We start from the raw sequence: 26,882 nt of genomic DNA, 5'->3' as shown, positions 1-26,882 counted from the left end.
TCGTGGTCCGGACCGGGGCCGGACCGCGTGGCGAATCTGCGTCGCTGGCGTCTCTCTCACGCCCGCGCGCGTGCGCCGGCTTTATAACCCGACGGCGATTAGCGACGGTAAGTTCCTATGTCAGAGCAGAGCGAATACGGAGCCGGCCAAATACAGGTCCTCGAAGGCCTACAGGCCGTCCGTAAGCGACCGGCGATGTACATCGGGTCCACGGACGGTCGAGGGCTCCACCACCTCGTCTACGAGGTCGTCGACAACTCCATCGACGAGGCCCTCGCGGGCCACTGCGAGGAGATCGAGGTGCGGATCCGCGACGACGGTTCCGTCTCCGTCAGCGACGACGGGCGGGGAATTCCGGTCGACACCCACGAGGAGTACGACCGGCCCGCGCTGGAGGTCATCCTGACCGTCCTCCACGCCGGCGGGAAGTTCGACTCCAAGTCGTACCAGGTCTCCGGCGGCCTCCACGGCGTCGGCGTCAGCGTCGTCAACGCGCTCTCCGAGCGGCTGGAGGTCGAGGTCAGACGCGACGGCGGCGTCTTCCGTCACGAGTTCGCACGGGGCGAACCGGCCGAGGACGGATTCGAGCGCGTCCGCGATATGGGACCGGACGAGTCGACCGGGACGGAGATCCGTTTCTGGCCCGACGAGGAGATATTCGAGACGACCGAGTTCCAGACCTCGACGCTCGCGAACCGGCTCCGCGAGCTGGCGTTCCTCAACTCCGGCGTCGAGATCCGCCTCGTCGACGACCGCGACGACACCGAGGAGACGTTCAAGTACGACGGCGGCATCCGGGAGTTCGTCGCGTACCTCAACGAGACGCGCTCGCCGATCCACGAGGAGGTCATCTACTTCGAGGACGAGACCGATGGCGTCCACGTCGAGGTCGCGATGCAGGCGACCGAGGAGCTCCAGGGCTCCGTCCACGCGTTCGCGAACAACATCAACACCCGGGAGGGCGGCACCCACCTCACCGGGTTCAAGACCGCCCTCACCCGGACGGTCAACGACTACGCCAACGAGCACGGACTCGTCGACGACCTCGACGCCAACCTCAAGGGCGAGGACGTCCGCGAGGGGCTCACGGCGGTCGTCTCGGTGAAACACCCCGACCCGCAGTTCGAGGGGCAGACGAAGACGAAGCTCGGCAACAGCGAGGTCCGCGGCGTGGTCGAGTCCGCCACCCACGAGAAGCTCGGCACCTTCTTCGAGGAGAATCCGGACACCGCCGAGAAGGTCGTCCATAAGGCCGCCGAGGCCGCCAGAGCGCGGAAGGCCGCGAAGAAGGCCGAGGAGCTCACCCGCCGGAAGTCGGCGCTGGAGTCGACCGCGCTCCCCGGCAAGCTGGCGGACTGCCAGACCCGCGACCCCACCGAGGCGGAGCTGTTCGTCGTCGAGGGCGACTCTGCGGGCGGCTCGGCAAAACAGGGCCGCAACCGCGAGAACCAGGCGATCCTCCCGCTGAAGGGGAAGATCCTCAACGTCGAGAAACACCGCCTCGACCGCATCTTGGAGAACGACGAGATCCGCGCGCTGATCACCGCGATCGGTGCGGGGATCGGAGAAGAATTCGACATCGAAGATGTCAGATATAATAAAATAATTCTCATGACGGATGCGGATGTCGACGGAGCCCACATCAGAACGCTCCTTCTCACGCTCCTCTACCGCCACATGAAGCCCCTCTTGGAGGCCGGCTACGTGTACGCGGCCCAGCCGCCCCTCTATCGCGTCCGCTACCGCGGCGAGACGTACGACGCGATGACCGAGGAAGAACGCGACCGCATCGTCGAGGAGGAGTGCGACGGTAACCCCACCCAGGTCCAGCGGTTCAAGGGCCTCGGCGAGATGAACCCCGAGCAGCTGTGGGACACCACGATGGACCCGGAGAACCGCCGCCTCAAGCGGATCAACATCGACGACGCGGCCGCCGCCGACCGGATGTTCAACGTGCTGATGGGTGACGCGGTCGAGCCGCGGAAACAGTTCATCAAGGAGCACGCGACCGACGCGGAGTGGGTGGACATATGAGCTCGGAGACGCCGGACGCCGACCCGGGCGACGTGCGCGCCGCGCAGGTGACGAACGCCCGCATCGAGGACGAGATGGAGCAGTCGTACATCGACTACGCGATGTCGGTCATCGCGGGCCGCGCGCTCCCGGACGTGCGAGACGGGCTCAAACCCGTCCACCGCCGCATCCTCTTCGCGATGAACGAGGCGGGCGTGACGAGCAACTCCGCGCACCGCAAGTCCTCGTCCGTCGTCGGCGAGACGATGGGTGACTACCACCCGCACGGCGACAGCGCCATCTACGACACGCTCGCGCGGATGGCGCAGGACTTCTCGATGCGCTACCCGCTCGTCGACGGGCAGGGGAACTTCGGTTCCGTCGACGGCGACCCGCCGGCCGCGATGCGGTACACGGAGGCCCGGATGGCCCCCATCGCGGAGGAGCTCATGGCCGACATCGAGCGCGACACCGTCGACTTCCAGGCGAACTACGACGATCGCCTGGAGGAGCCGGAGGTGTTGCCCGCGGCGTTCCCCAACCTGCTCGTCAACGGTTCGTCGGGCATCGCCGTCGGGATGTCGACGAACGTCCCGCCGCACAACCTCGGCGAGGTGATAGACGCCACCGTCGAGCTCATTCAGACCCCGGACGCGACCGTCGAAGACCTGATGGAACACGTCAAGGGGCCGGACTTCCCGACCGGCGCGAACATCGTCGGCCGGAACGCGGTCCACAAGGCGTACAAGACGGGTCGCGGACGGGTTCGCGTCCGCGCCGAGTTCGAAGTGATGGAGGAGGAGGGCCGGATCGTCATCTCGGAACTCCCCTTCCAGCAGAACAAGTCGCGGCTCGTCGAGCGGATCGCGGAGGACGTCAACGAGGGCGCGATCGAGGGGATCCGCGACCTCCGCGACGAGTCCGACCGCGACGGGATCCGGATCGTCGTCGAGCTCAAGCGCGACGCGATGGCCGAGGTCGTCAAGAACCAGCTGCTCGAGAGCCACCTCGAGCGGACGTTCGGCGTCATCAACCTCGCCTTAGTCGACGGCTCGCCGCAGGTGTTAGACCTCAAGCAGACGCTCGAACACTACGTCGACCACCGCCGCGAAGTGGTCCGGCGGCGCTCCGAGCACGAGCTCGCGGAGCGCGAGGACCGAGCGCACATCCTCGAAGGGCGCCTGAAGGCGCTCGACAACGTCGACAGCGTCGTCGAGACGATCCAGGACTCCGACGACCGCGACGCCGCGAAGGCCGCGCTGGAGTCGACGTTCGACTTCACCGAGGCGCAGGCGGCCCACATCGTCCGGATGCAGCTCGGCTCGCTCACCTCGATGGAGACGGCCGAGATCGAGGAGGAGTACGAGGAGGTGAACGCGCGGATCGAGCGGCTGGAGACCATCCTCTCTGACCCCGACGAGCTCGACCAGGTGATCGTCGACGAGCTCCGAGAAATCAAAGCGGAGTACGACGACGAGCGCCGCACGAGCTTCATCGAGGACGTCGGGGACGTGACCCACGAGGACCTCATCCCCGAGGAGGAGTGCGTCGTCGTGATGAGCGAGGACGACTACATCAAGCGGATGCCGCTCGACGAGTTCCGCGCGCAGAACCGCGGCGGCAAGGGGATCATCGGCACCGGACTCAAGGAGGGCGACCGCGTCTCCTCCGTGTTCGCGGCCAACTCCCACGACTACCTCCTCGTGTTCACGAACCACGGGCAGATCTACGAGCTGAAGACCTACGAGATCCCGGAGATGTCACGCACGGCGCGCGGGAAGTCCGCGGTCAACCTCCTCGACCTCGACGACGGCGAGGAGATCGAGTCGGTGGTCAACACCGATGACCTCGACGACGACGAGTTCCTCACCATGGTCACCCGCGACGGCTACGTCAAGCGGACCGCGGTCGACGAGTTCGGCAACATCCGGTCGACCGGGATCCGCGCGATCCGGCTGGAGGACGGCGACGAGCTCGTCGACGTGGAAGTGACCGACGGCGACCGCGACATCGTCATCGGCAGCCGGCACGGGATGGCGATCCGCTTCGACGAGTCGGACGCCCGCGCGATGGGTCGCACGGCCCGCGGCGTGATCGGGATCGACCTCCGCGAGGACGACGCCGTCGCCGGCGTCGCCGCCATCGACGACGCGTACCACAACTGGGTGCTCACGGTCACCGAGAACGGCTACGGGAAGCGCTCGGACCTCGACGAGTACCGCCCGCAGTCGCGGAACGGGAAGGGGCTCGTCGACATCAAGACCGGCGACCGCAACGGCGAGGCCGTCGCCATCGAGGCGGTCACCCACGGCGACCACCTCGTCGCGATGAGCGCCGACGGCCAGATCATGCGGACCCGCGTCGAGGAGATATCCACGGTGAGCCGCAACACGAAGGGTGTCATCGTGATGAACCTCGAACCCGACGACGAGGTCGCCTCCGTCGACATCGTCCCCGAGTCGGTCCACGCCGCCCCGGACGGAGACGAGGCCGCCGAGACGGACGACTCGGCGTAGCCGTCCCCGACGGCCCGATCCTCGACGGCGTCGACGACCGCGAGTCGCGTGTGCGGGGTTGAAGTTCCGACGCGACGAGCGACCGGCATGAAACGACGCACGCTCCTCACCGCGAGCGCCGGAACGGTCGCCGTCGCGGCCGCCGGCTGTCTCGGCTCCGACCCCGACCCGAGCCGCCTCGACCTGACGGTCCGCAACGACGGCGACGCCCCCGTCGACGTGGAGGTGACCGTCACGGGCGACGACGGAACGACGTACGAGGAGACGTCCGACCGCGTCGACGCCGGCGTCGCCCGGGCGTTCGAGGTCACCGTCGGCGCGACGGGGCGCCACGAGGTCGCGGTGACGGGCGCCGACTGGGAGGGACGGCTCGCGTGGGACGCGGGCACCTGCGCGTTGTACGACGGGCGGGTGACGGTCGACGCCGAGACCGTCGCGGTCGCGGGCGAGTGCGTCGACCCCCGGTAGGTCTCTCAGGAAAATTACTTACTGTCGCCGCGAAAATCACCGGCCGAGATGGACGAGTACGAGGGGATAGACGAGGTCGTACACGAACCGAGCGAGGCGTTCGCCGAGTCGACGAACGTCGCCGCGTTCATGCGCGAGTACGGGATCGACGACTACGAGGAACTGATCGAGCGCACCACATCGACGGTCGACGGCGAGCCCGCGTCCGGCGTCGACTGGTTCTGGGACGAGATCGTCGACTACCTCGACATCGAGTTTTACACGGACTACGAGGCGGTCCGGGACAGCGCGGAGCGACGCTCCGCGGGCAACCGGACGCAGTCCGGTGACGACGCCGACGGCCCGCAGTTCTCCGACTGGTACCCGGGCGGCGAGATCAACGTCGCGCACAACGTCGTCGACCGCCACGCAGCCGTCGACTCGCCGAACCGGAACCGGGTCGCGCTGATCTGGGAGGGCGAACCGGGCGACGTCCGCGAGGTCACCTTCCACGAGCTCCGACGACAGACAGATCGCGTCGCCAACTACCTGACGGAGGCCGGGATCGAGACCGGCGACACGGTCGGGCTGTACATGCCGATGGTGCCGGAGGTCGTCGCGATCCTCTACGGCTGCCTGAAGGTCGGCGCGATCGCGGTGCCGATCTTCTCCGGGTTCGGCCGCGAGGCGACCGCGACGCGGATCGACGACGCGGAGCCCTCGGTACTCTTCACCGGCGACGGCTTCTACCGCCGGGGGGACGAGGTCCGGCTGAAGGCGACCGCGGACGAGGCGATCGCGGACGCCGGCCACGTCGAGGAGGTGGTCGTGTACGACCGGCTCGGGGCGACGCCCGCCGGGGGCGGCGACGACGGCGGCGGCGAGGCCGACCCGAGCGACGGCGCCGACGCAGACCCCGTCCCCTGGGACGGCGATCGCGACCGGACGTGGGACGAGGCGGTCGGCTCGCAGCCGGCCGACTACGAGACCAAACACCTGCCGAGCGACCAGGAGTCCATGCTGCTGTACTCCTCGGGGACCACCGGCGAGCCCAAGGGGATCGTCCACACCCACGCGGGCGTCCTCACGCAGTGCGCGAAGGAGATCCACTTCGGCTTCGACCAGAAGCCCGCCGACCGGTTCTTCTGGGTCTCCGACATCGGCTGGATGATGGGTCCGTGGACGCTGATCGGCAACCACGCGTTCGGCGGGACGGTGGTGATGTACGAGGGCGCGCCGGACCACCCCGAGCCGGACCGCTTCTGGGAGCTGATCGACCGGCACGGAATCACGCAGTTCGGCATCTCCCCGACCGCGATCCGCGCGCTCCGCAAGCAAGGAGATGAGTGGGTCGAAGACCACGACCTCTCCTCGCTCCGGATCCTCGGCTCGACGGGCGAGCCGTGGGACCCCGAGTCGTGGCGCTGGTTCTACGACGCGGTCGGCGGCGGCGACTGCCCGATCATCAACATCTCCGGCGGGACGGAGATCTGCGGCTGCTTCCTGATGCCGATGCCGAACCAGCCGCTGAAGCCCTGTACGCTCGGCGGCCCCGGGCTCGGGATGGACGTCGACATCGTCGACGAGACGGGCGAGTCGGTGACGGAGTCGGGCGAGCGCGGCTACCTCGTCGCGCGCGACTCCTGCCCGTCGATGACGAAGTCGCTCTGGTCGGGCGACGAGCGCTACCTCGACGAGTACTGGTCGACGTGGGACGACCTGTGGGACCACGGCGACTTCGCGCAGAAGGACGAGGACGGCTTCTGGTTCCTCCACGGCCGCGCCGACGACGCCCTCAACGTCGCGGGCCGGAAGGTCGGGCCGGCGGAGATCGAGGGCGTCCTCATCGACCACGACGCCGTCAACCAGGCGGCCGCGGTCGGCGTCCCCGACGACACCACCGGGACCGCGGTCGTCGCGTACGTCGTCCTCGAACCGGGCGTCGAGCCGGGCGACGACCTCCGCGAGGAGCTGCGGGCCCTGGTCGGCGAGGAACACGGCAAGCCCTTCCGGCCGCGCGAGCTGCTGTTCGTCGACGCGTTCCCCAAGACGCAGTCCGGGAAGATCATCCGGCGCGCGATCGAGTCGGTGTACGTCGGCGAGGATCCGGGGGACCTCTCGTCGATGGAGAACCCAGAGGCCCTCGACGCGCTCCGCGACCCGGCCTGAGCGCGACCGGTCCCACGGCGATCCGTCCGGCGAGCGCCTCAGGCGGTCGCGTCCGCGACCGCCTCCTCGACCGCGTCGTAGTCCGGCTCCTGCCCGGCGTCGTCCGCGAGCCAGCGGTAGGTCACGACGCCGTCGGCGTCGATCACGAAGACGGCGCGCTGCGCGACCGTCTCCACGCCGTAGTGTTCGAACTCCTCGATCACGTCGTACGCCTCGATCGCGCGGTGGTCGGGGTCGCCGACCAAGGCGAACGGGAGGTCGTACTGCGCGCGGTACGCCCCGAGCGCGTGTGGCAGATCGGTGCTCACGCCGAACAGGGTACAGTCGTCGCGGTCGAACTCGTCGCGCAGCGCCTCCATCTCGTCGGTACAGGTGTTCGAGAAGGCGGCGGGGAAGAAGGCGAGCACGACCGGCTCGTCGCCGAGGCGGTCGGAGAGGTCGAACGGCGCGATGTCGCCGTCCACGAGCGATCCGGTGAAGCCGGGCGCGTCGTCGCCGATGTCTAGCATATCGGATCGTCGTCGGCCGAGCGTATCACCGTTTCGGCGGCGGAGCCCGGCCGGAACCCCGATCCTCCGAACCGCGTCACCGAACGACGGACGGCGGCGCGGTCGGCGTTGGGGGGAATCAAGTGCGCCGCCGACGAACGCTCGCGCATGTCAGGCCCTCCACGCCGCCCGACCCGCCGACGGATGGCACTGTTCGCGGCGACCGCCTCGCTGACGGCGCTGTCCGGGTGTCTCGCGGACGACTCCGGAGACGGCGCCCGCCAGGAGACGGCGCTTCGGCTCGACGAGGCGTCGCCCGTGGGCGTCTCGAACGAGTTCAGCACCCCTGTCGACGCCGTCGACCACGCCGGACGGGCGGCCGTCCGGACCGCGGTCGACGGCGGTGAGGCGACCGTCAGCGGCTACTACGCGCCGGGCGTCTCGGCGCCGTACGTCGTCACCGACGACGCCGAGTACTACCGCGTCCGGACCGAGACGGTCCGCTCCGTCCCGGCGACGGGCTACGCGTACACGGTCGCCGTCGACTCCGTCGACTCCTTCCTCCTCGGTCCGCCGTCGAGCGTCCCCTTCGCGGACCTCCCGGAGCACGACCGCGACGCCGTCCGCGACGCGATCGGGAACGCGTCGCTCGTCCACGCACCGCATTATCCGCCGTTCGAGGTCACCTTCGCGTACGCGTCCGCCGAGCGACGGGAGCGCTCGCGGTTCGTCCCGGGGAACGACGGGCAGCGGGTCGAGTGGGACGGCGAATTGCTCCGGTTCGCGTTCGACGGAGAGCGGTCGGTCGAGATCCCGACCGTCGCCGTTCGCGCCGACCGCGTCGCCTCGTCGCAGGGGGGCTTCCGCCGCGCAGTCGGGGAGGCACGCGGCCGATCCGTCGAGGGCCTGACCCCGGACCAGCGCGCGATCCTCGACGCGGCGATCGAGTCGGAGTACGCGGAGGTCGCGCCGCACTCGGACGCGTTCGCGGCCGTCATCGACGCGCTCTCGACGGACGAGGGCGTCGCCCCGCTCGTCCGCTACGACGGTGAGTGGTACTTCGCACACCTCGATCGACCGGACTGACTCGGTCGGCTCGCGCGCCGACCGCGGCGATCCGGCGAGGCAAAAAGACTATAATCGCCACAGGGTTACTGCGAGACAGACATGGTAACTGCGACACCACTGATCGGCGGCATTCCGGCGGGGCCGGAGCTCCTCATCATCCTGCTCGTGTTGGTCCTGCTGTTCGGGGCGAACAAGATTCCGAAGCTCGCTCGGTCGACCGGCCAGGCGATGGGAGAGTTCAAGAAGGGCCGCGAACAGGTCGAAGAGGAACTGAAAGACATGCAGGAGAGCGAGACGGCGGACTCGACGCTCGACGACGAGGACGACGACCTCGACGACCTCGAGACCGAGACCGACAAGGAAACCAGCGCGTAAGCCGCCCCGCCGCCGACCGATCTCCGCCGTCCCGTTTTCTTCACCCCTTCTGGGCGCGTGGCCTAGCGGACAGGGCGAGAGGTTCCTAACCTCTCGATCGCGGGTTCGAATCCCGTCGCGCCCGTGACCGAACGTAGTGAGGGAACGGGCGCGACTGGCTCCACGCTCGCTTCGCTCGCTCACGTGGATCCCGCCGCGCCCGCTATCTGCGAGCGGAGTGACTGAGGTTCAAAACCAGTCGCGCCCGTCGGCGGCGAAACCAGTTCGGGGAGGTTACTCCGTAACCCGTTCGAGAACGATCCGGTCGTCGAATCGTCCGCGTCGCTCGGCCTTCTCGGACCGGAGTTCCTCCAGTTGCTCGGCCGTGAGCCCGTCGAGTTCGCGGAGCGCGTGGACGACCTCCAACACGTCGGCCAGTTCCTCCGGGTCGCGGCTCTCCCGGTACTCCGCCGTCTCCTCGGCTAACTTCTCGGCGAGGCGGTCCGCGAACTCGTCCTCGTCGGCGACGTGCGTCCGCGGCCGCTCCCCGTCCGCCTCGATGATCCCCGGGATCTCGTCTCGTACCAGCTTGTCGTATTCGCCGGCCATGTCGGTCGATCGGCGTCAACCCATTTGGCTTCAGGGGGCGTTCGAACCTCTCAGTCCGTGTCCTCTCCCAGCCGCCGGAACGAGCGCGACGCGAGCGCGACGGAGCCGACCGCGATGGCGAGCGTCGCGCCCGCGAGCAGCGCGCCCGGCTCGTACAACAGCGGCGGGTGGTAGCCGAACCCGTAGTCGACGACGACGTTGACGACGCCGAGCGCCAGCGCCGCCGCGAGCGCCCCGCGCGTCGTGCGGCCGAACGCGGGGAACAGCAGCGCGAGCCCGACGAACAGCAGGTGCGTGCCGATCACGCCCCAGTAGTAGATCCAGGCGTCGGGCGCGGCGACGTACCGGCCGAACGCGAGGTTGAGCGAGACCAACGGCCAGACGCCGAACTGGATCAGCCAGACGAACGCGAGCGTGTGGAGGTACGCCAGTCCCAGCGACGCGGGAGCGTCCGCGGAGACGTCGCCGCCGCGCCGAACGGTCGCCACGAGGGTCGCGAGGACGGCGCCGCCGAGCGCGACCGCGACCGCCGAGTCCGCGTACAGCGGCCAGAGGAATCGCGGCACCGCGCCGGCGGTCGGCGCGTAGTACCCGACCCCCACCGCGAGCATGAAGACCGTGAATCCGCAGACCGCGGCGAGGCTCCGAGGCGTCCCGAGCAGCTCCTCGGCGATCGCCGCCCGGACCCGCTTCCTGACTACGGGCCGTCGGAGCTGCCGAACTCGTCGGAACCGTTCGGAACGTGACACGGCCGCCGGTCGGAGCGCGAGGACCTAAAATCCGCCTGTCCCGGTCGATTATCAATCGCGGTGTTTTGCGAGACACCTTTTTCAACGGATGAGGAGTCATCACGACTATGACCGACGAGGACGCCGAGCGTTCCGCCCCCCGATCCGAACCCGCGGGGGAGCGCTCGCCGTCCGATGCGTCCGCCGAGGAGAGGGCGGCGGACTCCGGCGGAGCGGAAGACGAGATAGAAGCGGAAGGCGAGACAGAAGCGGAAGACGGGACAGAGGCGGAAGGCGAGACAGAGGCGGAGGACGGAGAGGGGATACCAGGCGAGACGCGGAGGGAGGAAGCGGACGCGACGGACGAAGAGACGCCGGTGACGGCGGAGGCGGAAGCGGATGCGGAGGCGGAAGCGGATGCGGAGGCGGAACCGGTAGATCAGACGGGGTCCGGCGATTCGGACGAGCCGACGTTCGAACCCTCGGAGTTCGGCGCGAGAGACGGACCGACCGAGTGCGGACCGGTCGTCACCGACAGATACAGTTGGCGGTCGCTGCTCGCGGAGTACGGCCGAGCGGACGCCGCGGAGCGCGTGTACGCCGACGTACCGGACGTGCCGGTGGTTCCGGCCGACGCGGTCGCCCGCCACCTCCCGAACGGCGTCGACGAGGTGGTCCGGGCCGCCGGCGTCGACGAACCCTTCGAGGCCGACGGGGAGACCGCCGTTCCCGGTCACGGCACTCCCGATCGGGGCACGCTCGTCGTCGGTCCCGACGCCGTCGTTCTCGACGGCGCCGCCGTCGTGCCGACCGGCGAGCGACGGGCGTCGCCGCCGGCACCCGTCGCCGCCGGAGACGCCGACGGCAGTGAAGTCAACGACGGAGCGGGCGCCGACGTCGAGGGCGACTCCTCGGCGGCAGAACCCGACGAGGCAGGGGCGGCCCCCGACGATGACGACGGGACGAGAGACGCCGGCGATTCCGCCGATTCCGCCGATTCCGGCGATTCCGCCGACAGCGTGGATTCCGCCGACGCCGCGGATCTCCGTCCGGACACCGTTTTCACCGGTCCGGTCGGTCGCGGCGGCGTCTCCGGGGTCGTCGTCGCTCCCGGGGACGGCGTCGAGTCGGTGCCGTCGCGCGCGCCGACCCCGGAGGAGTGGGACCGAGTCGACTTCGATCCGGCGGCACTCCTCGGGTTCGACCCGGACGAGACCGGCTACCGGTTCCGCGCCGCCGCCGCGGTCGGCGGCGTCCTCTGGGACCGGTGCGCGGCCCGGTACGACCCCTACTCGGTCCCGGTGTTGAAGGGGTACTACACGTGGGACGACTACCGCGAGGAGTTCTTCCTCGACGAGGACGGGAATCCGCCGACCGAGGAGAACGAGGAGGGAGAGGCGGTGCCGCTCGAGTTCACCCACGAGGACAAGACGGAGGCGCTCGGATTCGATCCGGACCGGACCGAGGAGCTGCTCGGGGCGGGCGGAGGCGCCGCGGCCGACCTCGCCGACCTCGTCGAGGAGCGAACCGTGAACGTCAATCCCGAGGTCGACGAGGACGCGTTCTTCTCGACCGGGGAGGGTCGGACCACCCTGACGAACCGGTACGACCTCGAGAAGGCGGTGCCGATGCCGAAGAAGACGCACTTCCGCGAGGAGGAGCGCTACTGGGTGAACAAGCCGTACGCGTTCGTCATCGTCTTCCGGTCGACGAAGGAGAACGAGGCGAAGTACTACGCCGTCCAGCCGTACCGCACGGAGATCGAAACGGACCTGACGGAGTTCCTCACCGGGAAGCTCCGCACGTCGATCAAGTACGCCGACGAGTCGATCGCGGGCGGCGACGAGGCGTTCCGCGAGGAGGTGATCGTCGAGGAGACGCGCTCGCTGCTCGACCGCTACGGGCTCTACGAGGACGACGGCGACGATCGCGGGCTCGCGGACACGCTGGTCGACCGGTTCGGCATCGACCCGACGGAGGGCATCGCGGGACGGATCGCGGAGTCGCTGGGGTACGAACCACCGATCGAGTCGCCGTCCGACCCGCCGTCGATCAGCGCCCGCCCGGAGCCGGCCGTCCTCGCGGAGGACGCCCGGACGCTCTCCGCACACCAGATCGAGAAGCTGCTGTACTACCTCAAGCGCGACTTCATCGGCTACGAGCGGATCGACCCGATCAAGTACGACATCAACGTCGAGGACATCTCCTGTGACGGGTACAACTCCCCCGTCTTCGTCTACCACTCGGAGTACGAGCAGATCATCTCGAACATCCACCACGGCACCGACGAGCTCGACGACTTCGTCGTGAAGCTCGCCCAGCGCTCCGGGAAGGGGATCTCGAAGCGCAGACCGCAGGTGGACGCCACGCTCCCGGACGGCTCGCGCGCCCAGCTCACGCTCGGCCGCGAGGTGTCCGACCACGGGACCAACTACACGATCCGGCAGTTCAACGACGTCCCGTTCACCCCCATCGACCTGATCAACTGGAAGACGTTCTCGCTCGACGAGATGGCCTTCCTGTGGCTCTCGATCGAGAACCACAAGAGCCTGATCTTCGCGGGGGGCACCGCCTCCGGGAAGACGACGAGCCTGAACGCCGTCTCCCTGTTTATCCCCTCGAACGCGAAGATCGTTTCCATCGAGGACACCCGCGAGGTGGAGCTCCCGCAGCGCAACTGGATCGCCTCCGTCACGCGCCCCTCGTTCTCCGACGACGACAAGGGCGACATCGACGAGTTCGACCTGCTTGAGGCCGCGCTCCGCCAGCGTCCCGACTACATCGTGATGGGCGAGATCCGCGGCGAGGAAGGGCGGACCGCCTTCCAGGTGATGTCGACGGGCCACACCACCTACACGACGTTCCACGCCGACTCGGTCGGCGAGGTGCTCAAGCGGTTCACCACCGACCCGATCAACGTCTCGAAGACGATGTTCACGGCGCTCGATTTAGTCTCCATCCAGACGTCGACCCGCGTTCAGGGGAAGAAGGTGCGCCGGAACAAGTCGATCACCGAGATCAACCACTACGACGCCGAGAACGACGAGATCAACGTTCAAGACGTGTTCCAGTGGCAGGCGGAGACGGACGAGTTCCTCCAGATGGGCGACTCGAACACCCTCGAGGACATCATGTTCGACCGCGGCTGGAGTCGGGCCATCCTCGACGAGGAGCTCCGCAAGCGTCGGGTGGTGTTGGCGTACCTCATCGACCGCGGGTTCAACAGCTACGCGCAGGTGGCGGCGACGTTCCAGGCGTTCATCAACGACCCGGAGACGGTGCTGGCGCTGATGGCCAACGACGAACTGGAGCGGTCGCTGGAGGACCTCCGCGAGATGGAGTCGGTGCTGATCAACGTCGACCGCGAGAAGGAGGCGCTGGTCCCCCGTCCGAAGCCGGACGGGGAGGGCAAAAGAGAGGCGAAGGAGATACTCGAATCCGCCGACGACCTCTTCGAGACGTACCGCGGCGAAGTGCCGGACTCCGTCGCGAACGCCCTCCTCGAGATGGACCGCGTCCCCGACATCGAAGCCCGTCCGACGGACGACCGCGAGGCCCTCGCCGAGACGGCACGGGAGGCGGACGCCGCCGAGCCGGACGCGATCGACGCGGACGCGGGCGACGCGGACGCCGCCGAGTCGGACGCGGCCGAAGCGGACGCGATCGACGCGGGTGAGACCGACTCCGGCCCTTCGGCCGCCCCGTCGCCCGGTCCCGCGCACGGTGATTTCGAGGGGGTTTCCGAGGCGGTCCCGGCGGGCGACGGCTCCGGTGAGGGCATCGACTTCGACGAATCGTTCGACGAGGGGGTCGACGTCCTCTCGTCGCCCGCGGGACCGCCCGATCGGAGCGCGACGCCGGACGTGAGCGAGGGGTTCAGCGCCGGCGGCCCCGTCGCGAGCGACGCGCCCGACGAAACCGACGGCGACGAGTCGAGCGCCATCGACGACGGGGAGAGAGACCGCGTCGACGACGCGGGCGCTGACGGAGATGGAGACACGGAGACCGACGACGAGGACACGGGCGCGAGCGACGGCGGTTTCGACGACGAATCGAGCGACGACATCGACGACTGGGGGTTCGACGCCGTCGAACCCGAGGAGGACGACTGACGCGATGTCGGTCGCGAGGGCCGAGCCGTGAGCCTCGACCTGGACGCGGGCGAGAGCGGCGTCGACGCGAACGTCCTCGCCGGGCTCTGTTACCCGGTGTTCGAGCGACTGTTCGACGCCGACGGCGACTTCGTCGGAGACGTCGAGCGCAAACTCGTCGAAGCGCGGATGCCCGATCAGGTCGAGATGTACGTCTCGCTGGCGCTCGCCGTCGGACTCTCGGTCGGCGGCGCGCTGTGGGCGCTCGGGACGGCGGTCGGCTACGGGGTGTTCTCGCTCGGGCTGATCGACCCGTCGACGCTCTCGCTCGGCGTGCCGGCGCCGACGCCTGCGGTCCAAGAGCTGCTCCGCTCGCTCGTCGTCCCGACAGCGGTGCTTCTCAGCGGGCTCGTCTTCGGATCGATCGGGTTCGCGATCGGGTTCGGCGGGGTCGTCGCGGTCCCGTACTCGCGGGCCTCGGCGCGGAAACGGGAGATCAACCTCCTGCTCGCGGACTCCGTCTCGTTCATGTACGCGCTCTCCGTCGGCGGGCTCAACCAGCTCGAAATCCTTCGCGCGATGGCGACCGCGGAGGACACCTACGGCGAGGTGTCCCGCGAGTTCCAGAGCATCGTCAACGAGACGGAGTACTTCGGCACCGACTACCGCAACGCGATCCGCCAGCAGTCGATGGAGACGCCCTCGGACGAGCTTTCCCAGTTCCTCTCCGACATGCTCTCTATCGTTAACTCCGGCGGCGACATGGAGGGCTTCCTGAAGGACAAAAAGGAGAAACACCTCCGCACGTCGAAACAGGAGCGCGAGATGACCTTGGAGACGCTGGAGCTGTTCGGCGAGATGTACATGACGCTCTCCTTGTTCCCCTTGCTTCTCATCATCATCCTCGTCATCATGGGAATGATGGGCGAGGCCGACGACCGGCTGTTGTACGCGACGGTGTACGTCCTCATCCCGCTGGTCGGCGTCGGCTTCCTCGTGTTGGTCTCGACCGTGAAACAGGACGACCCGGGCGACGGCTTCCTCCAGCCCGACGGCGGGAGCGAGCGGCTCCGACAGACGAGCAAAGAGGGGCTGCTCCACTTCGGGCTCGTCGAGGCGTTCGTCGGGACGTTCGGCGTCTTCGACCGCATCCGCGACCGCGAAGGGACCCACAAGACGGTGGAGATCCTCTCCGCGCCGCACCTCTTCCTCCGCGAGAACCCCCCGTACACGCTCGCGTTGACCGTTCCCGCGTCGCTCGCGATCGTCGGCGTCGCGGTCGCGTCCGGCTCGGCGCCGACGACGTTCGACGGGTGGGTCGCCCGTCCGGTGTGGTCGGCGTTCGTGTGGGTGTACGTCCCGGTGTACGTCGTACTGATCCCCCTCGGGTTCTTCTACGAATGGCACCAGCGCTCGCGTCGGGCGGTGACCGGGAAGCTCTCCGATACGCTTCGGAAGCTCTCGTCCGCGAACGACACCGGGCAGACGCTGCTCGAGTCCGTGCGCACGGTCTCGGAGACGTCGACCGGGAAGCTCGCCGAGGAGTTCGAGGTTATCCACGCGAAGGTGAACTACGGGATGAGTCTTCGCGACGCCCTCGTGGAGTTCAACAACGCCTACGCGGTCCCGCGGCTCGCTCGGACCGTGAAGCTGATCACCGAGGCGCAGGAGGCGTCCTCGCAGATCACGGACGTGTTGACGACCGCCGCACAGGCCTCGGAGAACCAGGACGACATCGAGCGCGAGCGCAAGTCCCGGACCCGGATGCAGGTGGCGATCATCGTGATGACGTACATCACGCTGCTCGGCGTGATGGCCATCCTCCAGACGCAGTTCATCGCCGTGATGGGCGACCTGGTGAGCCAGAGCGACGGCGGGGGCGGGGCGGGCTTCGGTGGCGGCGGCGGCGTCGACCCGGACGTCCTCTCGATGCTGTTCTTCCACGCGGTGACGATTCAGGCGATCCTCTCGGGCTTCATCAGCGGCTACATCCGCGACGCGGAGCTGATCTCCGGCGTCAAGTTCGCCGTGATCCTGATGACGCTGGCGCTGGGGGTGTGGATCTATGTCGGGTGACCGCGGGCAGACGGTCCTCGACTTCGTCGTCGGGATGTCCGTGTTCCTCGTCGCGGTCGGGTTCACCTTCTCGTTCGTCCCGTCGCTGTTGGAGCCGTACGCCGTCGGCGAGGGAGCGACCGTCATCGTGGCCGAGCGCGGCGCCGCGCGGCTGGCGGAGTCGTCGCTCGCCGGCGGCGGGTCGGCCGCGACGCTGTCGCACGCCTGTACGCTCGCGTTCTTCGACGGGACCGATCCGGAGACGGCCGCCGACGAGTCGGACTGTACCTGGACGGCGAACGCGAACGACCTGCACGCCGAACTCGGCGTCGACGACCGCCGGGGACTCAACCTCACCGTCACGCGACGCGGGGCCGTCGGGACGCTCGACCCCGACGGCGCCGCGGTCGCGATGCGCGCCGGGCCGGCGCCGCCGCGGAGCGAGAGCGTCTCGTCCGCCAGTCGCATCGTCACGATCGACGACCCCGAGGACCGGCGGGGGCCCGAGACCTACCGGCTCACGCTGCGGGTGTGGTGAGATGTTCGTCGAACACTTCCCCGACGACCGGGGGCAGGCGCACACGCTGGAAGCGTTCACCGCGTCGTTGCTGTTGGTCACCGGGCTCATCTTCGCGACGCAGGCGACGGCCGTGACGCCGCTCTCGGCCAGCACGTCGAACCAGCACGTCGAGAACCAGGCGGCGATCGCGGCCCAGGACCTGCTTTCGACGGCAGACGCGAGCGGCGACCTCGAGGCGGCGCTGTTGTACTACGAAGACGGGAGCGGGTTCGTCGGCGCGGACGACGGGGGCACCTACGCGGGCGTGCCGCCCGACTCGCACCCGCTCCACGACCCGCTGACGGAGGCGTTCGGCGACCGACAGATCGCGTTCGACATCGACGTGTACTACCCGGAGGAGGGGGGCAACGAGACGGGCGACACCGCGATGGTCGACATGGGGTCGCCCAGCGACAACGCGGCCACCGCGAGCGTCCGCGTGGCCCTGTACGGCGACGATCGGTTCGGCGTCGACGACGGGTACACGCTCGCGGAGAACGGCTCCGCGTCGTACTTCGCGCCCCCGGTCACCGGGGGGTCGCCGGAGGTCCTGTACACGGTCGTGGAGGTGAGGATCACCGCATGGCAGATGTGAACTCTCCCCCCGGTCGCGGCCGAGCGAGCGAGGACGAGGACCGCGCCCAGATCATCCTGATCACCGGGCTGACGCTCGCCGTCCTCTTCGTCGCGGTCGTGCTCCTGTTGAACACCGTCATCTACACGCAGAACCTCGCGACGCGCGGCGCCGACGCCGGCGGGGCGGAGGCGATCGAGTTCCGCGAGGGCGTGGTCGACGACCTCGCCGGGATCATGTATCGCGAACACCGGAACCGGAGCAGCCCCGACGGCGTGGTCGACGACTTCGCCGCGAGCGCGGCGACGTACGCCCGGACCGTCGGGGACTTGCGCGCGCGAGACGGGGTGATAGCGGACGTATCGGTGAATCGCTCGACCGTCGAGACGGGCTACTTCGTCGCCCAGAACGAGAGCGACACCGGGTTCCGAAACATGACGTCACCCGGCGGCTCGGCCGCCGACTGGACGGTCGCGGGCAACGCCACTCGGACGCGGAACTACCGGTTGACGGTCGCTCCCGGCTCGCTGTCGGACTCGGGGGGCGGCGCGTTCACCGTCGTGGCCGACGGGACGACCGGCGGCACCAACGCGACGTGGTCGGCGGCGCTGTGGCGCGCGACCGGCGACAACCTCACCGTGGCGGTGGAACGGGAGACGCCGAACGGGACGAACGCGGCTTCCGAGACGTTCGCGCCGCGTCCGGACGGGAATCACACCGTCGACTTCACCGACGGGACGGTCAACGGCGAGCCGTTCGACGCGCTCGTCTGGGCCGAGGGCGTCCAGACCGGAACCGACCCGTACGATGTCCGGTACGAGAACGGCGACGAGGCTCGGGGGACGTACCACCTTGTCGTCGACGACCGCGACGACGGCGCGAACCCGGGCCGGGGCTCGCGGCCGTACGTCGTCGAGGGGATCTACAGCGTCGAGGTCGAGGTCCTCCACCGGACACCGGAACTGACCTACCGCGACGTGGTCCGGCTCGCGCCGGGTGAGCGCGATGCGTGACGGGTCGGAGGGTTCCGACCGCGCCGTGTCGGTCACCGTCGGCTACGTCATGACGCTCGCGATCTCGACGCTCTTGCTCTCGGGGCTGTTCGTCGCGGGCGGGTCGTTCGTCGAGACGCAGCGCGAACGCGCGGCGCAGGGTGAGCTCACGGTCGTCGGCGAGCGGATCGCCGCCGACGTCGGCACCGTCGACCGGCTCGCAGCGAGCGCGTCGTCGCGGGAGGAACTCACGGTCAACCGGTCGCTGACGCTTCCGAACAGGGCGGCCGGAACCGGCTATCGGATCCGCGTGACCGCGAGCGGCACCGAGGGGACGATCGCGCTCGAAAGCGGGCAGACCGACGCGAGCGTCGCGGTCCCGTTCCGCACGAGCGAGGGCGTCGCGGTCCGCAACGTGACCGTCGACGGCGGCGACCTCCTGATATTCTGGGACCCGGACGCCGGCCCGAACGGCTCCGTGGTGGTGAGCGAGCGATGACGCCGCTCGACCGCGGCGACGGGTTCCGCTCGGCCGACCGCGGCGTCAGCGAGACCGTCGGGTTCGTGCTGGTGTTCGCGCTGATCACGTCCACCATCGCCGTGACGTTCACCGTCGGGCTCGGCGGGCTGGAGGACGCCCGGCTCGCCGAGCGCGACGACAACGTCGAGCGCGCGTTCGACGTCCTCCACGACAATCTTAACGACCTCAGCCAGGACGGCGTCCCGAGCCGGGCGACGGAACTCCGACTCGGCGGTGGCGAGCTCGCGTTCGAATCGGCGTCCGAGTTCCGACTCAACGGCAGCGGCATGGAGGGCCCGGTCACCGAACGGGGATCGCTCACGTATCGCGGCGCCGGCGACACCCGCATCGTCTACGAGAACGGCGCGGTGTTCCGGATGCAAGGCGACAACGGCGTCATGATCAGAGAGCCCGACCTGCTCGTCGGCGAGACGATCGTCTACTCACTGTACGGGCTCTCCGGTCCGCCGCAGACGGCGAGCGGCGAGCGAACGGTTCTCGTCGTCGGGGAGCGCACGGCCCGAGCGGTCGCCGTCGACGACCGGACCGCCGCCGCGAACGTCACGCTGACTATTAACTCCACGCAGGCGACCGTCTGGGAGCGTTACTACCGCGACCTCGCGGCCGACCACGACCGGATCTCGGTGACGACGAACGGACCGTCGGACCTCGCCGTAACGTTCGTCGCCGACCGCTACGACCGGTTCGTCCTCCATCGGACCGTCGCGCGCGTCGAGTTCTCCGACTGAGCCGATGAAGGCGAGCGAGACGGGTTCCGAACTCAGTCCGACTCCACGACCACGCCGTGCGTGGAGACGTGGAGGTAGCTCACGACGGGGACCGTCTCGCCGTCGAACGGTTGGTGCGTGCGCAGCGCCTCGTCGTAGTGGATCTCGATGTCGCCGTCGTCGAACGAGAACCGCCGGAAGGTGAACGACCCCTTGATCGTCATCCCGTCTTCCAGTTCCACGTCGCTTTGCGGGGCGTAGAACACGCCGGTGAACCGGATCCGGTCGCCGTCGTCTTCCCCGCCGGCCATCTCCACTTCGTCGCCGCTCGAATACAGCCAGAGGTTGCTCGCCACGTCGCCGTCGGCAGCGACCGTCACCTGTCCGTTCAGGTCGATATCGCCGGTGTTGTAGATGTCGAGCCGGGTGTTCTCAGCCGTCGCTATCGAGGCCGTGCCCTGAACGGTGATCGAGTCGTCGACGTACAGTTCCGCACGCCCGCCGCCGGAGGCCCTGACCGAGGCGCTACCGCTCAGATCGAGCCCCTCGTCGACCAGCACCGTGACGTTCCCGCTCCCGGTCTCGACGTCGAGCGTCGCCGTCTCGTCGCCCTCGACCGTCACCGAGCCGGCGACGTGAATCGTCGCTCCGTCGGTGACCCGGAGCGTCGCGCGCTCGGAGACGGAGACGTCGCCGTCGACGTACGTGTTCTCGTCGATCGTCAGCGTCTCGTCGCCCGACAGATCGATGCCCGTCGACTGATTCGGCGCGTTGTCCGCGAGGTTCCGCTCTCTCACGCCGTCGATCCGCTGTCTGATCCCGCCCTCGACCGGTGCGAGCTGGTCGAACGCGGTCTCGATACGGCGCTCGCCGCTGACGTTCAGCTTGGCCGACTGTCCGGGCGGAATGTTGTACGACTCGGCCGTCAGGTTTCCGCGAATTCTGACCGTCTCGGTGTTTCCGCCGCCGCCCTTAGTGAGCGCGAAGTCGCCCCGGGTCTGGATGCTCGCGCCGTCGCCGGGCGTCTGGGAGCCGTAGGTCCCGTTACTCGAGTTGTAGCTGTCGGCGTACAGCCAGTCGACGTCCCCCATCTGGAGCTCGGAGCGCCCCGTCGCCGAGACGCTCGCGCTGAGCGTCGGGTGGACGGTCGCGGTGCGGAGCAGAATCCGCACCCGGTCGTCGTCGAGTTCGGCCACCGCCGCGTTCGTCCGCGACTCGAAGAACCGCCCCCACGCGTCGGCGTACTCGCTTTGAACCGTAATCTCGACGGTCACGTTGCTGTCGGAGAGCGGGTTCCCGTAGTCCGCGTTCGGGAACACCGACGCGGCGCCGGACGCGCTCTCGGTGATCCGAACGGTGTCGCCCAGCCGCCCCGACCCGTTCTCGATCGTCACCAGCGGGAGCGTGAGCGTCTCGGGCCCGTCGGTCCCGCGGTAGTGGAACTCCGGCGGCGACACCATCTCCGAGCCGCCGTCGCCGTTCGAGCGCCACACGCCGCCGCCCTGATACGCGACGGTGCTGCCGCCGCGCTCGTAAACGATCGCGCCGAGCGCGATCCGGTTCGCGTACGTCCCGTTCTCGCCGCCGCTCACCTCGATCCGCAGCCAGCCGGCGCCCTCGTCGACGCGGAGGCCGGCGCTCCGGCCGACGTCCACCCGGACCCGCTGCGACGGCGACCCCCCGTGCGCGACGAGGCTGGCCTTCGAGTCCAGCTGCGTCATCGCCCCCTCGACGCGCTGGAGGTCCGCGGTCCGCTGGGCGTCGTCGAGCGCGGCGCCGCCGAGCGCGACCGTGGTGCCGACGACCGCGACCGTCAACCCCAACAGCAGCACCGTGCCGAGCACCTCGCTCTGCGCGCGCTCGGTCGGCGCTCCCCGCTCTCCTCGTTCCATGCCCCTCCGTAGGTCCGAGCCGCTCATAAACGTGGACACCCGGCTATCAGTCGCGATAGCCCGAGACGGGACCTTCGGCGGTCGACGACCGCCCGACGGCTCCGCACGGCGATCGGCCCCTCGTGGAACCGTACATATTTCTCGCCGGCGACCGTTCCCGCACCCGTGACCGAGCGACTCTACCTCGCGGACGACGCGGTGACGACGTTCGAGGCGACCGTCGAGCGCGTCCTCTCGAATCCGGACCGGCTCGTCCTCGACCGGACCCACTTCTATCCGACCGGCGGCGGCCAGCCCCACGACACCGGGGCGATTCGGGCGGTCGACGGAGGCGGCGACTTCCGGGTCGTCGACGTCGAAATGGCGGACACGGTCCACCACGAGGTCGAGCCGCTGTCCGAGGGCGACGACGCGGGCGACGCGGGCGAAGCGCCCGCGCTCCCGGAGCCCGGAACCGACGTGACCTGCGAGATCGACGCCGACCGCCGCGAGGCGCACTCGCGATACCACACCGCACAACACCTGCTGTCGGCGCTGCTGCTCGACGAGTTCGACGCGCCGACGACCGGCAACCAGCTGTATCACGATCGAGCGCGCATCGACGTCGCCTACGACCGGTTCACCGACGACGACCTCGACCGCGTCGAGGCGCGACTCAACGACCTCGTCGACGACGGGCGCGGGGTGTCCAGCTACACGATGGACCGCGAGACGGCGGAGGCGACGCTCGACACCGACCGGACGCGGATCGACCTCCTCCCGGACTCGATCGAGGAACTCCGGATCGTCGAGATCGCGGGGGCCGACGGCGACGACGACCCCTACGACCGAACCGCCTGCGCCGGGACGCACGTCGCGAACACGGCCGACATCGGCGAGGTCGTCGTCACCGGCCGGGAGACGAAGGGCCCGGACGAAGAGCGCGTCCGCTTCGCGCTCGCCGAGCACGTCGACGGCGGCGAGTGAGGGTCTCGGGGACGCTCTCGGTCGTCCGCGATCCCGCCGCTTATATACGATCCGCGGTAGGTTCGGGCATGAAGTTCTGCGACGAGTGCGGCTCCATGATGAAATCCGGCGAGGGCGAGGACCACTGGGTGTGCGGCTCCTGCGGCTCCGAGATCGGGCGCGACGACGGCGACGACGAGTGGACGACCCAGTCGCAGGTCGAGTCCGAGATCGTCGACGTGAGCGACGCCGAGGACAAGGGGCTCCCGACGACGACGGCCCGGTGTCCCGAGTGCGACAACGACCAGGCGTACTGGTACATGCAGCAGATCCGCGCGGCCGACGAGTCCGAGACCCGCTTTTTCGTCTGTACCGAGTGCGAACACAAGTGGCGCGAAGACGACCACTGAACGGCCCGCCTTCGTCCGAGCACCGCGCCACCCGTCGCCGTCCGTTTTATCTCCGTCCGGAGAGAGGTGCGTCCATGGAGCCACCGGTCGTCCCGCGCGACCGCCTCGACGGGTGGACGCTCGTCGCGGAGACCACGGAGCGTCCCTTCGAGGCGGGCCCGGTGTCGGTCACGGCGGGAACGACCCGGTACGAGCGCGAGACGCCGCCGCCGCGCCCGTTCTTCTTCGCGAGCCGACTCCGTATCTCGCCGGGCGCCGGACCGAACCCCGCCCTGACCCGACTCGTCGAGTCGCGGGCCCGAGAGGGGTTCCGCGACCGACTCGCAGACCGGCGTATCACGGGCCTCGAACACCGAGACGACAGGCCGCTCGACGTCGACGACCCGAACGCGTCGCGCGCGACGCTTTCCGTGTTCCACGGGCGCTGCGCGGTCGACGGCGAGCGGGTGCCGGTGGAGGCGCCGCTCGCGGTGTGGACGTCGGGAGAGTACCTGCTCGCCGGCGGTGCGTATCCGACCGGCGACGGGTCCGAGGCGACGCGGCGGGAGTTGCTGGCGCTGGTGCGCGGCGTCCGGCCGCGATCCGACGCCGGCGACGGCTCGGAACGCTCGGACTGACCGATCAGCAGGCGACCGCGCCCGCGCTCGACCCGATCGGCGACCCGTCGTCCTCGTACTCCGCGTCGCCGACGGCGCCCTCGAACATCGGCAGTCGCAGCTCGTAGGTGTACAACACGTCGAACGCCGCGAACGGGTCGACCCCGTTCGCGAACGCCTCCCGGGCGGTCAGCCTGACGCCCGCGGCGAGCGTCACGATCGATTCGTCGCCGAGCCGACCGGCGGTTTCGAGACCGAACTCGTTGCCTGCGGCGGGATCGGTCAGCACGGAGAGGTGGATCACCGCCGCCATCGTCGCGCCTCCCTTGCCGCCGCCGATCGAAATCGGATACCCCTCGCCGCTGAAACACCGCGTGATCGGGGTGATCCCCTCGTTCGCGTCGACGCCCGGCCCGACGGTCGCGGGACCGCCCGAGGAATCCGCGGCCGACGGCTGAGCGAGCGACTCCACTCCCGCGGTCTGCCCCGCGGCCGCGCCGACGCCGGCGGTCGCTACGACGACCAGTAGCGACAGCGCGACGGCCCGAGACCCCGGGCGATCCATTATCACTCCCTCCTTCGCCGGACTCACTTAAATCGTCGCCGGCGCCGGTATCAGTCGAGAGAATCGGAGCCAAGCAGCCCTTCGACCAGCAGCTCCGCGGACGCGACGTTCGTCGCCAGCGGCACGTCCTTCACGTCGCAGACGCGCAGCAGCGCCGAGATGTCCGGCTCGTGGGCCTGTGCGGTCAGCGGGTCGCGGAGGAACACGACCCCGTCGATCCGGTCGCTCGCGATCATCGCACCGATCTGGAGGTCGCCGCCGAAGGGCCCCGAGGCCTGGCGGTTCACCGAGAGGCCGGTCGCCTCCGAAATCCGCTTGCCCGTCGTGCCGGTCGTCACCAGTTCACACTCGTCGAGGGCCTCGGCGTGCGTCTCGACGAACGCGACCATCTCGTCTTTCAGCTCGTCGTGTGCGATGAGCGCGACGCGCATACGGTGCGCTCATCGCGGGGTCGCTTAAACGCTCGCCTCGACGCGGTCCTCGAAACGCTCGCCTCGACGCGGTCCTCGTCCCGGCTCACGCGTCGCGGCCGCGACCGACTCGCTTAGCCGTCGCTCGCGTCCGCACCGGCGACCGCACCGCGCGGGGCGAACCGCCCGAGCGCGACGCGGACCAGCGTGCCGGGACTGTGGCGGCGGATCACCGAGAGCGCGTTGACCGCGAAGACGACGACGCCGAGCGTCACCAGCGACATCCCGGCGAGCGCCGGTCCTCGGGCCCCGCCCCCGAGCGTCGTCCCGGACGCGCCCGCGAGGAGGTCGGCGGCGACGACGAGCGCGGTCCCGGCGAACAGCAGCGTCCCGTCTGCGGCCGCGAGCCGGTCGTCGTAGAGGTCGTCGACCATCGGCACCGCCTCGAAGCCGAGCCGGTCGCTGTACCGGCGGACCCAGACGACGAACGGGACGACGTGGTACAGCGTTCCGAGGATCACGAACCCGATCACGCCGAGGAGCAGCAGCGGCGCGCTGCCGGGGCCGCCGAGGACGTGATCGGGAGCGGTCGGCGACCGGAGCCACGCGGGCGCGGCGGTCGCGGCCCACGCCGCGAGCGCGAGCGCGACGACCGCGTACCGCGCGTGCATCGGCGTGCGCTCGACGCGCATCTCGTAGAGCCGACGGACGAGGACGACCGCGAACGCCAGCGCGGCGAGCAAGATCAGGGCCGCGCCGACGCGAGCGAGCGCGACGACGCCGACCAGCCGACCCGCCGCGAGCGCGACGACGCCGACCGGGTGGCCGACCTCCTCGACCGCGCGGAGCCCGCCGTCGATCCCGTGGAGCTCGGTCTGCGTGAACATCGTGCCGAGCTGATAGAGGGCGCCGTAGATGGTCGTGAGCACCGCGCCGAAGACGGCGAGGGTGACGTGCGCGCCGCGGATGCCGGCGTGCGAGACCCCGACCCCGGCGAGGAACCCGGACCCGAGGTCCGCCGCGAGGAGGACGCCGAGCCCGGTCAGGCCGACGAAGAAGGCGAGCGCGACGGCGAAGTGGCGCTCGGTCACGTCGAACTCCTCGACCGTCGCGAGCGTCCGCCCGACGTTGTAGACGAACGCCCAGAAGCCGACGAGCATGACGGCCCCGAACGCCGCGAGCCACGGGAGTCGGCCCAGCGCGAGCGCGGCCGCGAACCCGACCAGCCCGCCGACGACGAGCGCGAGCTGGACGCTCGCGAGCCGCCGCGAGCGGAGCGTCGTCCCCGACCACACCGGGACGAACTGCGTCATCGCGCCCATGATCGTCACGCACACCCACCCGACCAGCAGGAGGTGGACGTGGACGAGGCCGCCGAGCCCCGGCACGCTCTCGACGACGAGCCCGATCCCGACGAGCAGGGCGCCGACGAGGAGGGCGAGCCCGACGAGGAAATGCCGAAGCGGCACCGTCATCGGCGGCCCCTTCGCCGCGTCGATTCCGCCCGGAACTGCGCCCATGTTCGGATCACGAACCGCCGCCGCCCTCCGACTGTTCCCGAAGATGTTCGCGGGCTCGTCGGAGCGCGGGAGTACCCCGTCGCCGGACGCGACGCGCGTTGTCGCCGGTTCCCCGTCACCGGGTCCCCGTCGACGGGGAAGATGTTCGGCACAACGCGGGTACCGGCGGGACGCGGACGGTGGGGCATGACCGCGACCAGCGTCGAGGCCGAGCGCGAGTACGACGACCAGCGCTTCACCGCCCGCGAGGTGTCTCGCACGGAGCGATCGAAGACGGTCTGCGGCTACTTCGAACCGGACCAGTTCATTCCCGTCCACGCGCCCGACAGCGACGTGACCGTCGTCGTCCGGTCCGGCGAGGGAGTCGTCCGCGACGGCGACGAGGAGCATGCCGTTTCCCCCGGGTCGGTGGTCACGGTCCCCGCCGGCGAAGACCGGGGCGTCCGGGCCGACGGGACGCGACTGGAGGCGGTCCTCGTCACCGCGCCGCCTCCGACGGACCAGGAGCACGAGCCGGTCCGACGGGGGCTGAGGACCGGGACGTTCGACCCCGACGGGTGAGCGGAGCGCGCGCGACGGCACGCGCTTAAGTCCGTCCGGTAACGAGGGGGCTCCATGCCACGCGACCGAGAC

At 69.5% G+C, this 26,882-nt stretch carries 25 protein-coding genes and 1 tRNA gene; 18 read left to right on the top strand and 8 right to left on the bottom strand.

Annotated features, from left to right (window positions below):
* Positions 1 to 117: 117 nt before the first annotated feature.
* The 4 genes from gyrB to EXE42_RS01820 all read left to right on the top strand — a co-directional run bounded on the left by gyrB (position 118) and on the right by EXE42_RS01820 (position 7,145).
* Positions 118 to 2,034 (top strand): DNA topoisomerase (ATP-hydrolyzing) subunit B, encoded by a 1,917-nt coding sequence (gyrB, locus tag EXE42_RS01835; RefSeq protein WP_092922746.1) that lies wholly within the window; start codon positions 118 to 120, stop codon positions 2,032 to 2,034.
* Positions 2,031 to 4,529, top strand: coding sequence for a DNA gyrase subunit A (gene gyrA / locus EXE42_RS01830; protein WP_092922743.1), 2,499 nt, complete (start codon positions 2,031 to 2,033; stop codon positions 4,527 to 4,529). The genes gyrB and gyrA overlap by 4 nt, the downstream gene beginning before the upstream one ends.
* Positions 4,530 to 4,616: 87 nt before the next feature.
* Entirely contained in the window at positions 4,617 to 4,997 is a 381-nt protein-coding gene (locus EXE42_RS01825) for a hypothetical protein (RefSeq protein WP_092922740.1), read from the top strand.
* A gap of 48 nt (positions 4,998 to 5,045) precedes the next feature.
* Positions 5,046 to 7,145 (top strand): AMP-binding protein, encoded by a 2,100-nt coding sequence (locus tag EXE42_RS01820; protein WP_092922737.1) that lies wholly within the window; start codon positions 5,046 to 5,048, stop codon positions 7,143 to 7,145.
* 38 nt (positions 7,146 to 7,183) lie between these two features.
* Here EXE42_RS01820 and EXE42_RS01815 read toward each other — a convergent pair whose 3' ends face one another.
* Complete coding sequence (locus EXE42_RS01815) at positions 7,184 to 7,654, bottom strand: redoxin domain-containing protein (protein WP_137705774.1); 471 nt, start codon at positions 7,652 to 7,654, stop codon at positions 7,184 to 7,186.
* Complete coding sequence (locus EXE42_RS18470; RefSeq protein WP_158293686.1) at positions 7,648 to 7,803, bottom strand: hypothetical protein; 156 nt, start codon at positions 7,801 to 7,803, stop codon at positions 7,648 to 7,650. Before EXE42_RS18470 ends, EXE42_RS01815 begins: the two co-directional genes overlap by 7 nt.
* Positions 7,804 to 7,837: 34 nt before the next feature.
* On the opposite strand from EXE42_RS18470, the gene EXE42_RS01810 reads away from it, so the two are divergent.
* From EXE42_RS01810 to EXE42_RS01800, 3 genes are all read left to right on the top strand, one after another.
* Positions 7,838 to 8,719 carry a hypothetical protein gene (locus EXE42_RS01810; RefSeq protein ID WP_241988312.1) on the top strand — a complete coding sequence of 294 codons (882 nt, stop codon included), beginning with the start codon at positions 7,838 to 7,840 and terminating at the stop codon, positions 8,717 to 8,719.
* A gap of 81 nt (positions 8,720 to 8,800) precedes the next feature.
* Positions 8,801 to 9,076 (top strand): twin-arginine translocase TatA/TatE family subunit, encoded by a 276-nt coding sequence (locus tag EXE42_RS01805; RefSeq protein WP_092922728.1) that lies wholly within the window; start codon positions 8,801 to 8,803, stop codon positions 9,074 to 9,076.
* A gap of 51 nt (positions 9,077 to 9,127) precedes the next feature.
* A tRNA-Arg gene (locus EXE42_RS01800) sits at positions 9,128 to 9,200 on the top strand.
* A gap of 149 nt (positions 9,201 to 9,349) precedes the next feature.
* On the opposite strand, the gene EXE42_RS01795 is transcribed toward EXE42_RS01800, so the two are convergent.
* Both EXE42_RS01795 and EXE42_RS01790 read right to left on the bottom strand, forming a co-directional pair.
* Positions 9,350 to 9,664, bottom strand: a complete 315-nt coding sequence (locus EXE42_RS01795; protein ID WP_092922725.1) for a nucleoside triphosphate pyrophosphohydrolase — start codon at positions 9,662 to 9,664, stop codon at positions 9,350 to 9,352.
* Positions 9,665 to 9,714: 50 nt separating this feature from the next.
* On the bottom strand, positions 9,715 to 10,413 hold the full coding sequence (locus EXE42_RS01790) for a DUF1405 domain-containing protein (RefSeq protein WP_092922722.1): 699 nt from the start codon (positions 10,411 to 10,413) through the stop codon (positions 9,715 to 9,717).
* A gap of 107 nt (positions 10,414 to 10,520) precedes the next feature.
* Between EXE42_RS01790 and EXE42_RS01785 the strand changes: the two genes are divergently transcribed.
* Genes EXE42_RS01785 through EXE42_RS01755 form a run of 7 tightly spaced genes read left to right on the top strand, consistent with a single transcriptional unit; the run spans position 10,521 to position 19,932 of the window.
* Complete coding sequence (locus tag EXE42_RS01785) at positions 10,521 to 14,504, top strand: type II/IV secretion system ATPase subunit (RefSeq protein ID WP_137705772.1); 3,984 nt, start codon at positions 10,521 to 10,523, stop codon at positions 14,502 to 14,504.
* 27 nt (positions 14,505 to 14,531) lie between these two features.
* A complete protein-coding gene (locus EXE42_RS01780) occupies positions 14,532 to 16,559 on the top strand; it encodes a type II secretion system F family protein (protein WP_137705771.1) in 2,028 nt (675 codons plus the stop codon).
* Positions 16,549 to 17,076: a hypothetical protein gene (locus EXE42_RS01775; protein ID WP_092922713.1), complete on the top strand. Its 528-nt coding sequence runs from the start codon at positions 16,549 to 16,551 to the stop codon at positions 17,074 to 17,076. Before EXE42_RS01780 ends, EXE42_RS01775 begins: the two co-directional genes overlap by 11 nt.
* A gap of 1 nt (position 17,077) precedes the next feature.
* Complete coding sequence (locus EXE42_RS01770) at positions 17,078 to 17,692, top strand: hypothetical protein (RefSeq protein WP_137693273.1); 615 nt, start codon at positions 17,078 to 17,080, stop codon at positions 17,690 to 17,692.
* Positions 17,680 to 18,684 carry a hypothetical protein gene (locus EXE42_RS01765; protein ID WP_137705770.1) on the top strand — a complete coding sequence of 335 codons (1,005 nt, stop codon included), beginning with the start codon at positions 17,680 to 17,682 and terminating at the stop codon, positions 18,682 to 18,684. Before EXE42_RS01770 ends, EXE42_RS01765 begins: the two co-directional genes overlap by 13 nt.
* A complete protein-coding gene (locus EXE42_RS01760) occupies positions 18,677 to 19,162 on the top strand; it encodes a hypothetical protein (protein WP_092922704.1) in 486 nt (161 codons plus the stop codon). Before EXE42_RS01765 ends, EXE42_RS01760 begins: the two co-directional genes overlap by 8 nt.
* Positions 19,159 to 19,932: a hypothetical protein gene (locus EXE42_RS01755; RefSeq protein WP_092922701.1), complete on the top strand. Its 774-nt coding sequence runs from the start codon at positions 19,159 to 19,161 to the stop codon at positions 19,930 to 19,932. The genes EXE42_RS01760 and EXE42_RS01755 overlap by 4 nt, the downstream gene beginning before the upstream one ends.
* Positions 19,933 to 19,964: 32 nt before the next feature.
* Here the strand turns inward: EXE42_RS01755 and EXE42_RS01750 are convergent, their stop codons facing one another.
* On the bottom strand, positions 19,965 to 21,803 hold the full coding sequence (locus EXE42_RS01750) for a hypothetical protein (RefSeq protein ID WP_092922698.1): 1,839 nt from the start codon (positions 21,801 to 21,803) through the stop codon (positions 19,965 to 19,967).
* Positions 21,804 to 21,968: 165 nt separating this feature from the next.
* Between EXE42_RS01750 and EXE42_RS01745 the strand changes: the two genes are divergently transcribed.
* From EXE42_RS01745 to EXE42_RS01735, 3 genes are all read left to right on the top strand, one after another.
* Positions 21,969 to 22,769: an alanyl-tRNA editing protein gene (locus tag EXE42_RS01745; protein WP_092922695.1), complete on the top strand. Its 801-nt coding sequence runs from the start codon at positions 21,969 to 21,971 to the stop codon at positions 22,767 to 22,769.
* A 68-nt stretch (positions 22,770 to 22,837) separates the two neighbouring features.
* Positions 22,838 to 23,158, top strand: coding sequence for a transcription factor S (locus tag EXE42_RS01740; protein WP_092922692.1), 321 nt, complete (start codon positions 22,838 to 22,840; stop codon positions 23,156 to 23,158).
* Positions 23,159 to 23,232: 74 nt separating this feature from the next.
* Positions 23,233 to 23,775 (top strand): hypothetical protein, encoded by a 543-nt coding sequence (locus tag EXE42_RS01735; protein ID WP_137705769.1) that lies wholly within the window; start codon positions 23,233 to 23,235, stop codon positions 23,773 to 23,775.
* 4 nt (positions 23,776 to 23,779) lie between these two features.
* Here EXE42_RS01735 and EXE42_RS01730 read toward each other — a convergent pair whose 3' ends face one another.
* The 3 genes from EXE42_RS01730 to EXE42_RS01720 form a co-directional block, all read right to left on the bottom strand.
* Positions 23,780 to 24,319 carry a hypothetical protein gene (locus EXE42_RS01730; RefSeq protein ID WP_137693276.1) on the bottom strand — a complete coding sequence of 180 codons (540 nt, stop codon included), beginning with the start codon at positions 24,317 to 24,319 and terminating at the stop codon, positions 23,780 to 23,782.
* Positions 24,320 to 24,369: 50 nt separating this feature from the next.
* On the bottom strand, positions 24,370 to 24,750 hold the full coding sequence (locus EXE42_RS01725) for a methylglyoxal synthase (RefSeq protein WP_137693277.1): 381 nt from the start codon (positions 24,748 to 24,750) through the stop codon (positions 24,370 to 24,372).
* 113 nt (positions 24,751 to 24,863) lie between these two features.
* Positions 24,864 to 26,204 (bottom strand): hypothetical protein, encoded by a 1,341-nt coding sequence (locus EXE42_RS01720; RefSeq protein ID WP_137705844.1) that lies wholly within the window; start codon positions 26,202 to 26,204, stop codon positions 24,864 to 24,866.
* 231 nt (positions 26,205 to 26,435) lie between these two features.
* Here EXE42_RS01720 and EXE42_RS01715 point away from each other — a divergent pair, with 231 nt between their 5' ends.
* On the top strand, positions 26,436 to 26,810 hold the full coding sequence (locus EXE42_RS01715; RefSeq protein ID WP_092922680.1) for a cupin domain-containing protein: 375 nt from the start codon (positions 26,436 to 26,438) through the stop codon (positions 26,808 to 26,810).
* Positions 26,811 to 26,882: the final 72 nt, after the last annotated feature.

Source organism: Halorubrum sp. SP3, assembly GCF_005435195.1.
GTDB lineage: Archaea > Halobacteriota > Halobacteria > Halobacteriales > Haloferacaceae > Halorubrum > Halorubrum sodomense.
The sequence above is the reverse complement of the archived record's forward strand: the minus strand, read 5'-3'. Positions and strand labels throughout refer to the sequence as shown.

What these genes read in the sequence shown, in the direction of transcription:
- EXE42_RS01820 (WP_092922737.1), top strand. Translation starts at nt 5,046, where the DNA reads ATGGACGAGTACGAGGGGATAGACGAGGTCGTACACGAACCGAGCGAG.
- EXE42_RS01750 (WP_092922698.1), bottom strand. Translation starts at nt 21,803, where the DNA reads ATGGAACGAGGAGAGCGGGGAGCGCCGACCGAGCGCGCGCAGAGCGAG.
- EXE42_RS01755 (WP_092922701.1), top strand. Translation starts at nt 19,159, where the DNA reads ATGACGCCGCTCGACCGCGGCGACGGGTTCCGCTCGGCCGACCGCGGC.
- EXE42_RS01805 (WP_092922728.1), top strand. Translation starts at nt 8,801, where the DNA reads ATGGTAACTGCGACACCACTGATCGGCGGCATTCCGGCGGGGCCGGAG.
- EXE42_RS01735 (WP_137705769.1), top strand. Translation starts at nt 23,233, where the DNA reads ATGGAGCCACCGGTCGTCCCGCGCGACCGCCTCGACGGGTGGACGCTC.
- gyrA (WP_092922743.1), top strand. Translation starts at nt 2,031, where the DNA reads ATGAGCTCGGAGACGCCGGACGCCGACCCGGGCGACGTGCGCGCCGCG.
- EXE42_RS01815 (WP_137705774.1), bottom strand. Translation starts at nt 7,654, where the DNA reads ATGCTAGACATCGGCGACGACGCGCCCGGCTTCACCGGATCGCTCGTG.
- EXE42_RS01765 (WP_137705770.1), top strand. Translation starts at nt 17,680, where the DNA reads ATGGCAGATGTGAACTCTCCCCCCGGTCGCGGCCGAGCGAGCGAGGAC.
- EXE42_RS18470 (WP_158293686.1), bottom strand. Translation starts at nt 7,803, where the DNA reads ATGCGCGAGCGTTCGTCGGCGGCGCACTTGATTCCCCCCAACGCCGAC.
- EXE42_RS01720 (WP_137705844.1), bottom strand. Translation starts at nt 26,204, where the DNA reads ATGACGGTGCCGCTTCGGCATTTCCTCGTCGGGCTCGCCCTCCTCGTC.
- EXE42_RS01760 (WP_092922704.1), top strand. Translation starts at nt 18,677, where the DNA reads ATGCGTGACGGGTCGGAGGGTTCCGACCGCGCCGTGTCGGTCACCGTC.
- EXE42_RS01740 (WP_092922692.1), top strand. Translation starts at nt 22,838, where the DNA reads ATGAAGTTCTGCGACGAGTGCGGCTCCATGATGAAATCCGGCGAGGGC.
- EXE42_RS01795 (WP_092922725.1), bottom strand. Translation starts at nt 9,664, where the DNA reads ATGGCCGGCGAATACGACAAGCTGGTACGAGACGAGATCCCGGGGATC.
- EXE42_RS01725 (WP_137693277.1), bottom strand. Translation starts at nt 24,750, where the DNA reads ATGCGCGTCGCGCTCATCGCACACGACGAGCTGAAAGACGAGATGGTC.
- EXE42_RS01810 (WP_241988312.1), top strand. Translation starts at nt 7,838, where the DNA reads ATGGCACTGTTCGCGGCGACCGCCTCGCTGACGGCGCTGTCCGGGTGT.
- EXE42_RS01770 (WP_137693273.1), top strand. Translation starts at nt 17,078, where the DNA reads ATGTTCGTCGAACACTTCCCCGACGACCGGGGGCAGGCGCACACGCTG.
- EXE42_RS01825 (WP_092922740.1), top strand. Translation starts at nt 4,617, where the DNA reads ATGAAACGACGCACGCTCCTCACCGCGAGCGCCGGAACGGTCGCCGTC.
- EXE42_RS01730 (WP_137693276.1), bottom strand. Translation starts at nt 24,319, where the DNA reads ATGGATCGCCCGGGGTCTCGGGCCGTCGCGCTGTCGCTACTGGTCGTC.
- EXE42_RS01785 (WP_137705772.1), top strand. Translation starts at nt 10,521, where the DNA reads ATGACCGACGAGGACGCCGAGCGTTCCGCCCCCCGATCCGAACCCGCG.
- gyrB (WP_092922746.1), top strand. Translation starts at nt 118, where the DNA reads ATGTCAGAGCAGAGCGAATACGGAGCCGGCCAAATACAGGTCCTCGAA.
- EXE42_RS01715 (WP_092922680.1), top strand. Translation starts at nt 26,436, where the DNA reads ATGACCGCGACCAGCGTCGAGGCCGAGCGCGAGTACGACGACCAGCGC.
- EXE42_RS01775 (WP_092922713.1), top strand. Translation starts at nt 16,549, where the DNA reads ATGTCGGGTGACCGCGGGCAGACGGTCCTCGACTTCGTCGTCGGGATG.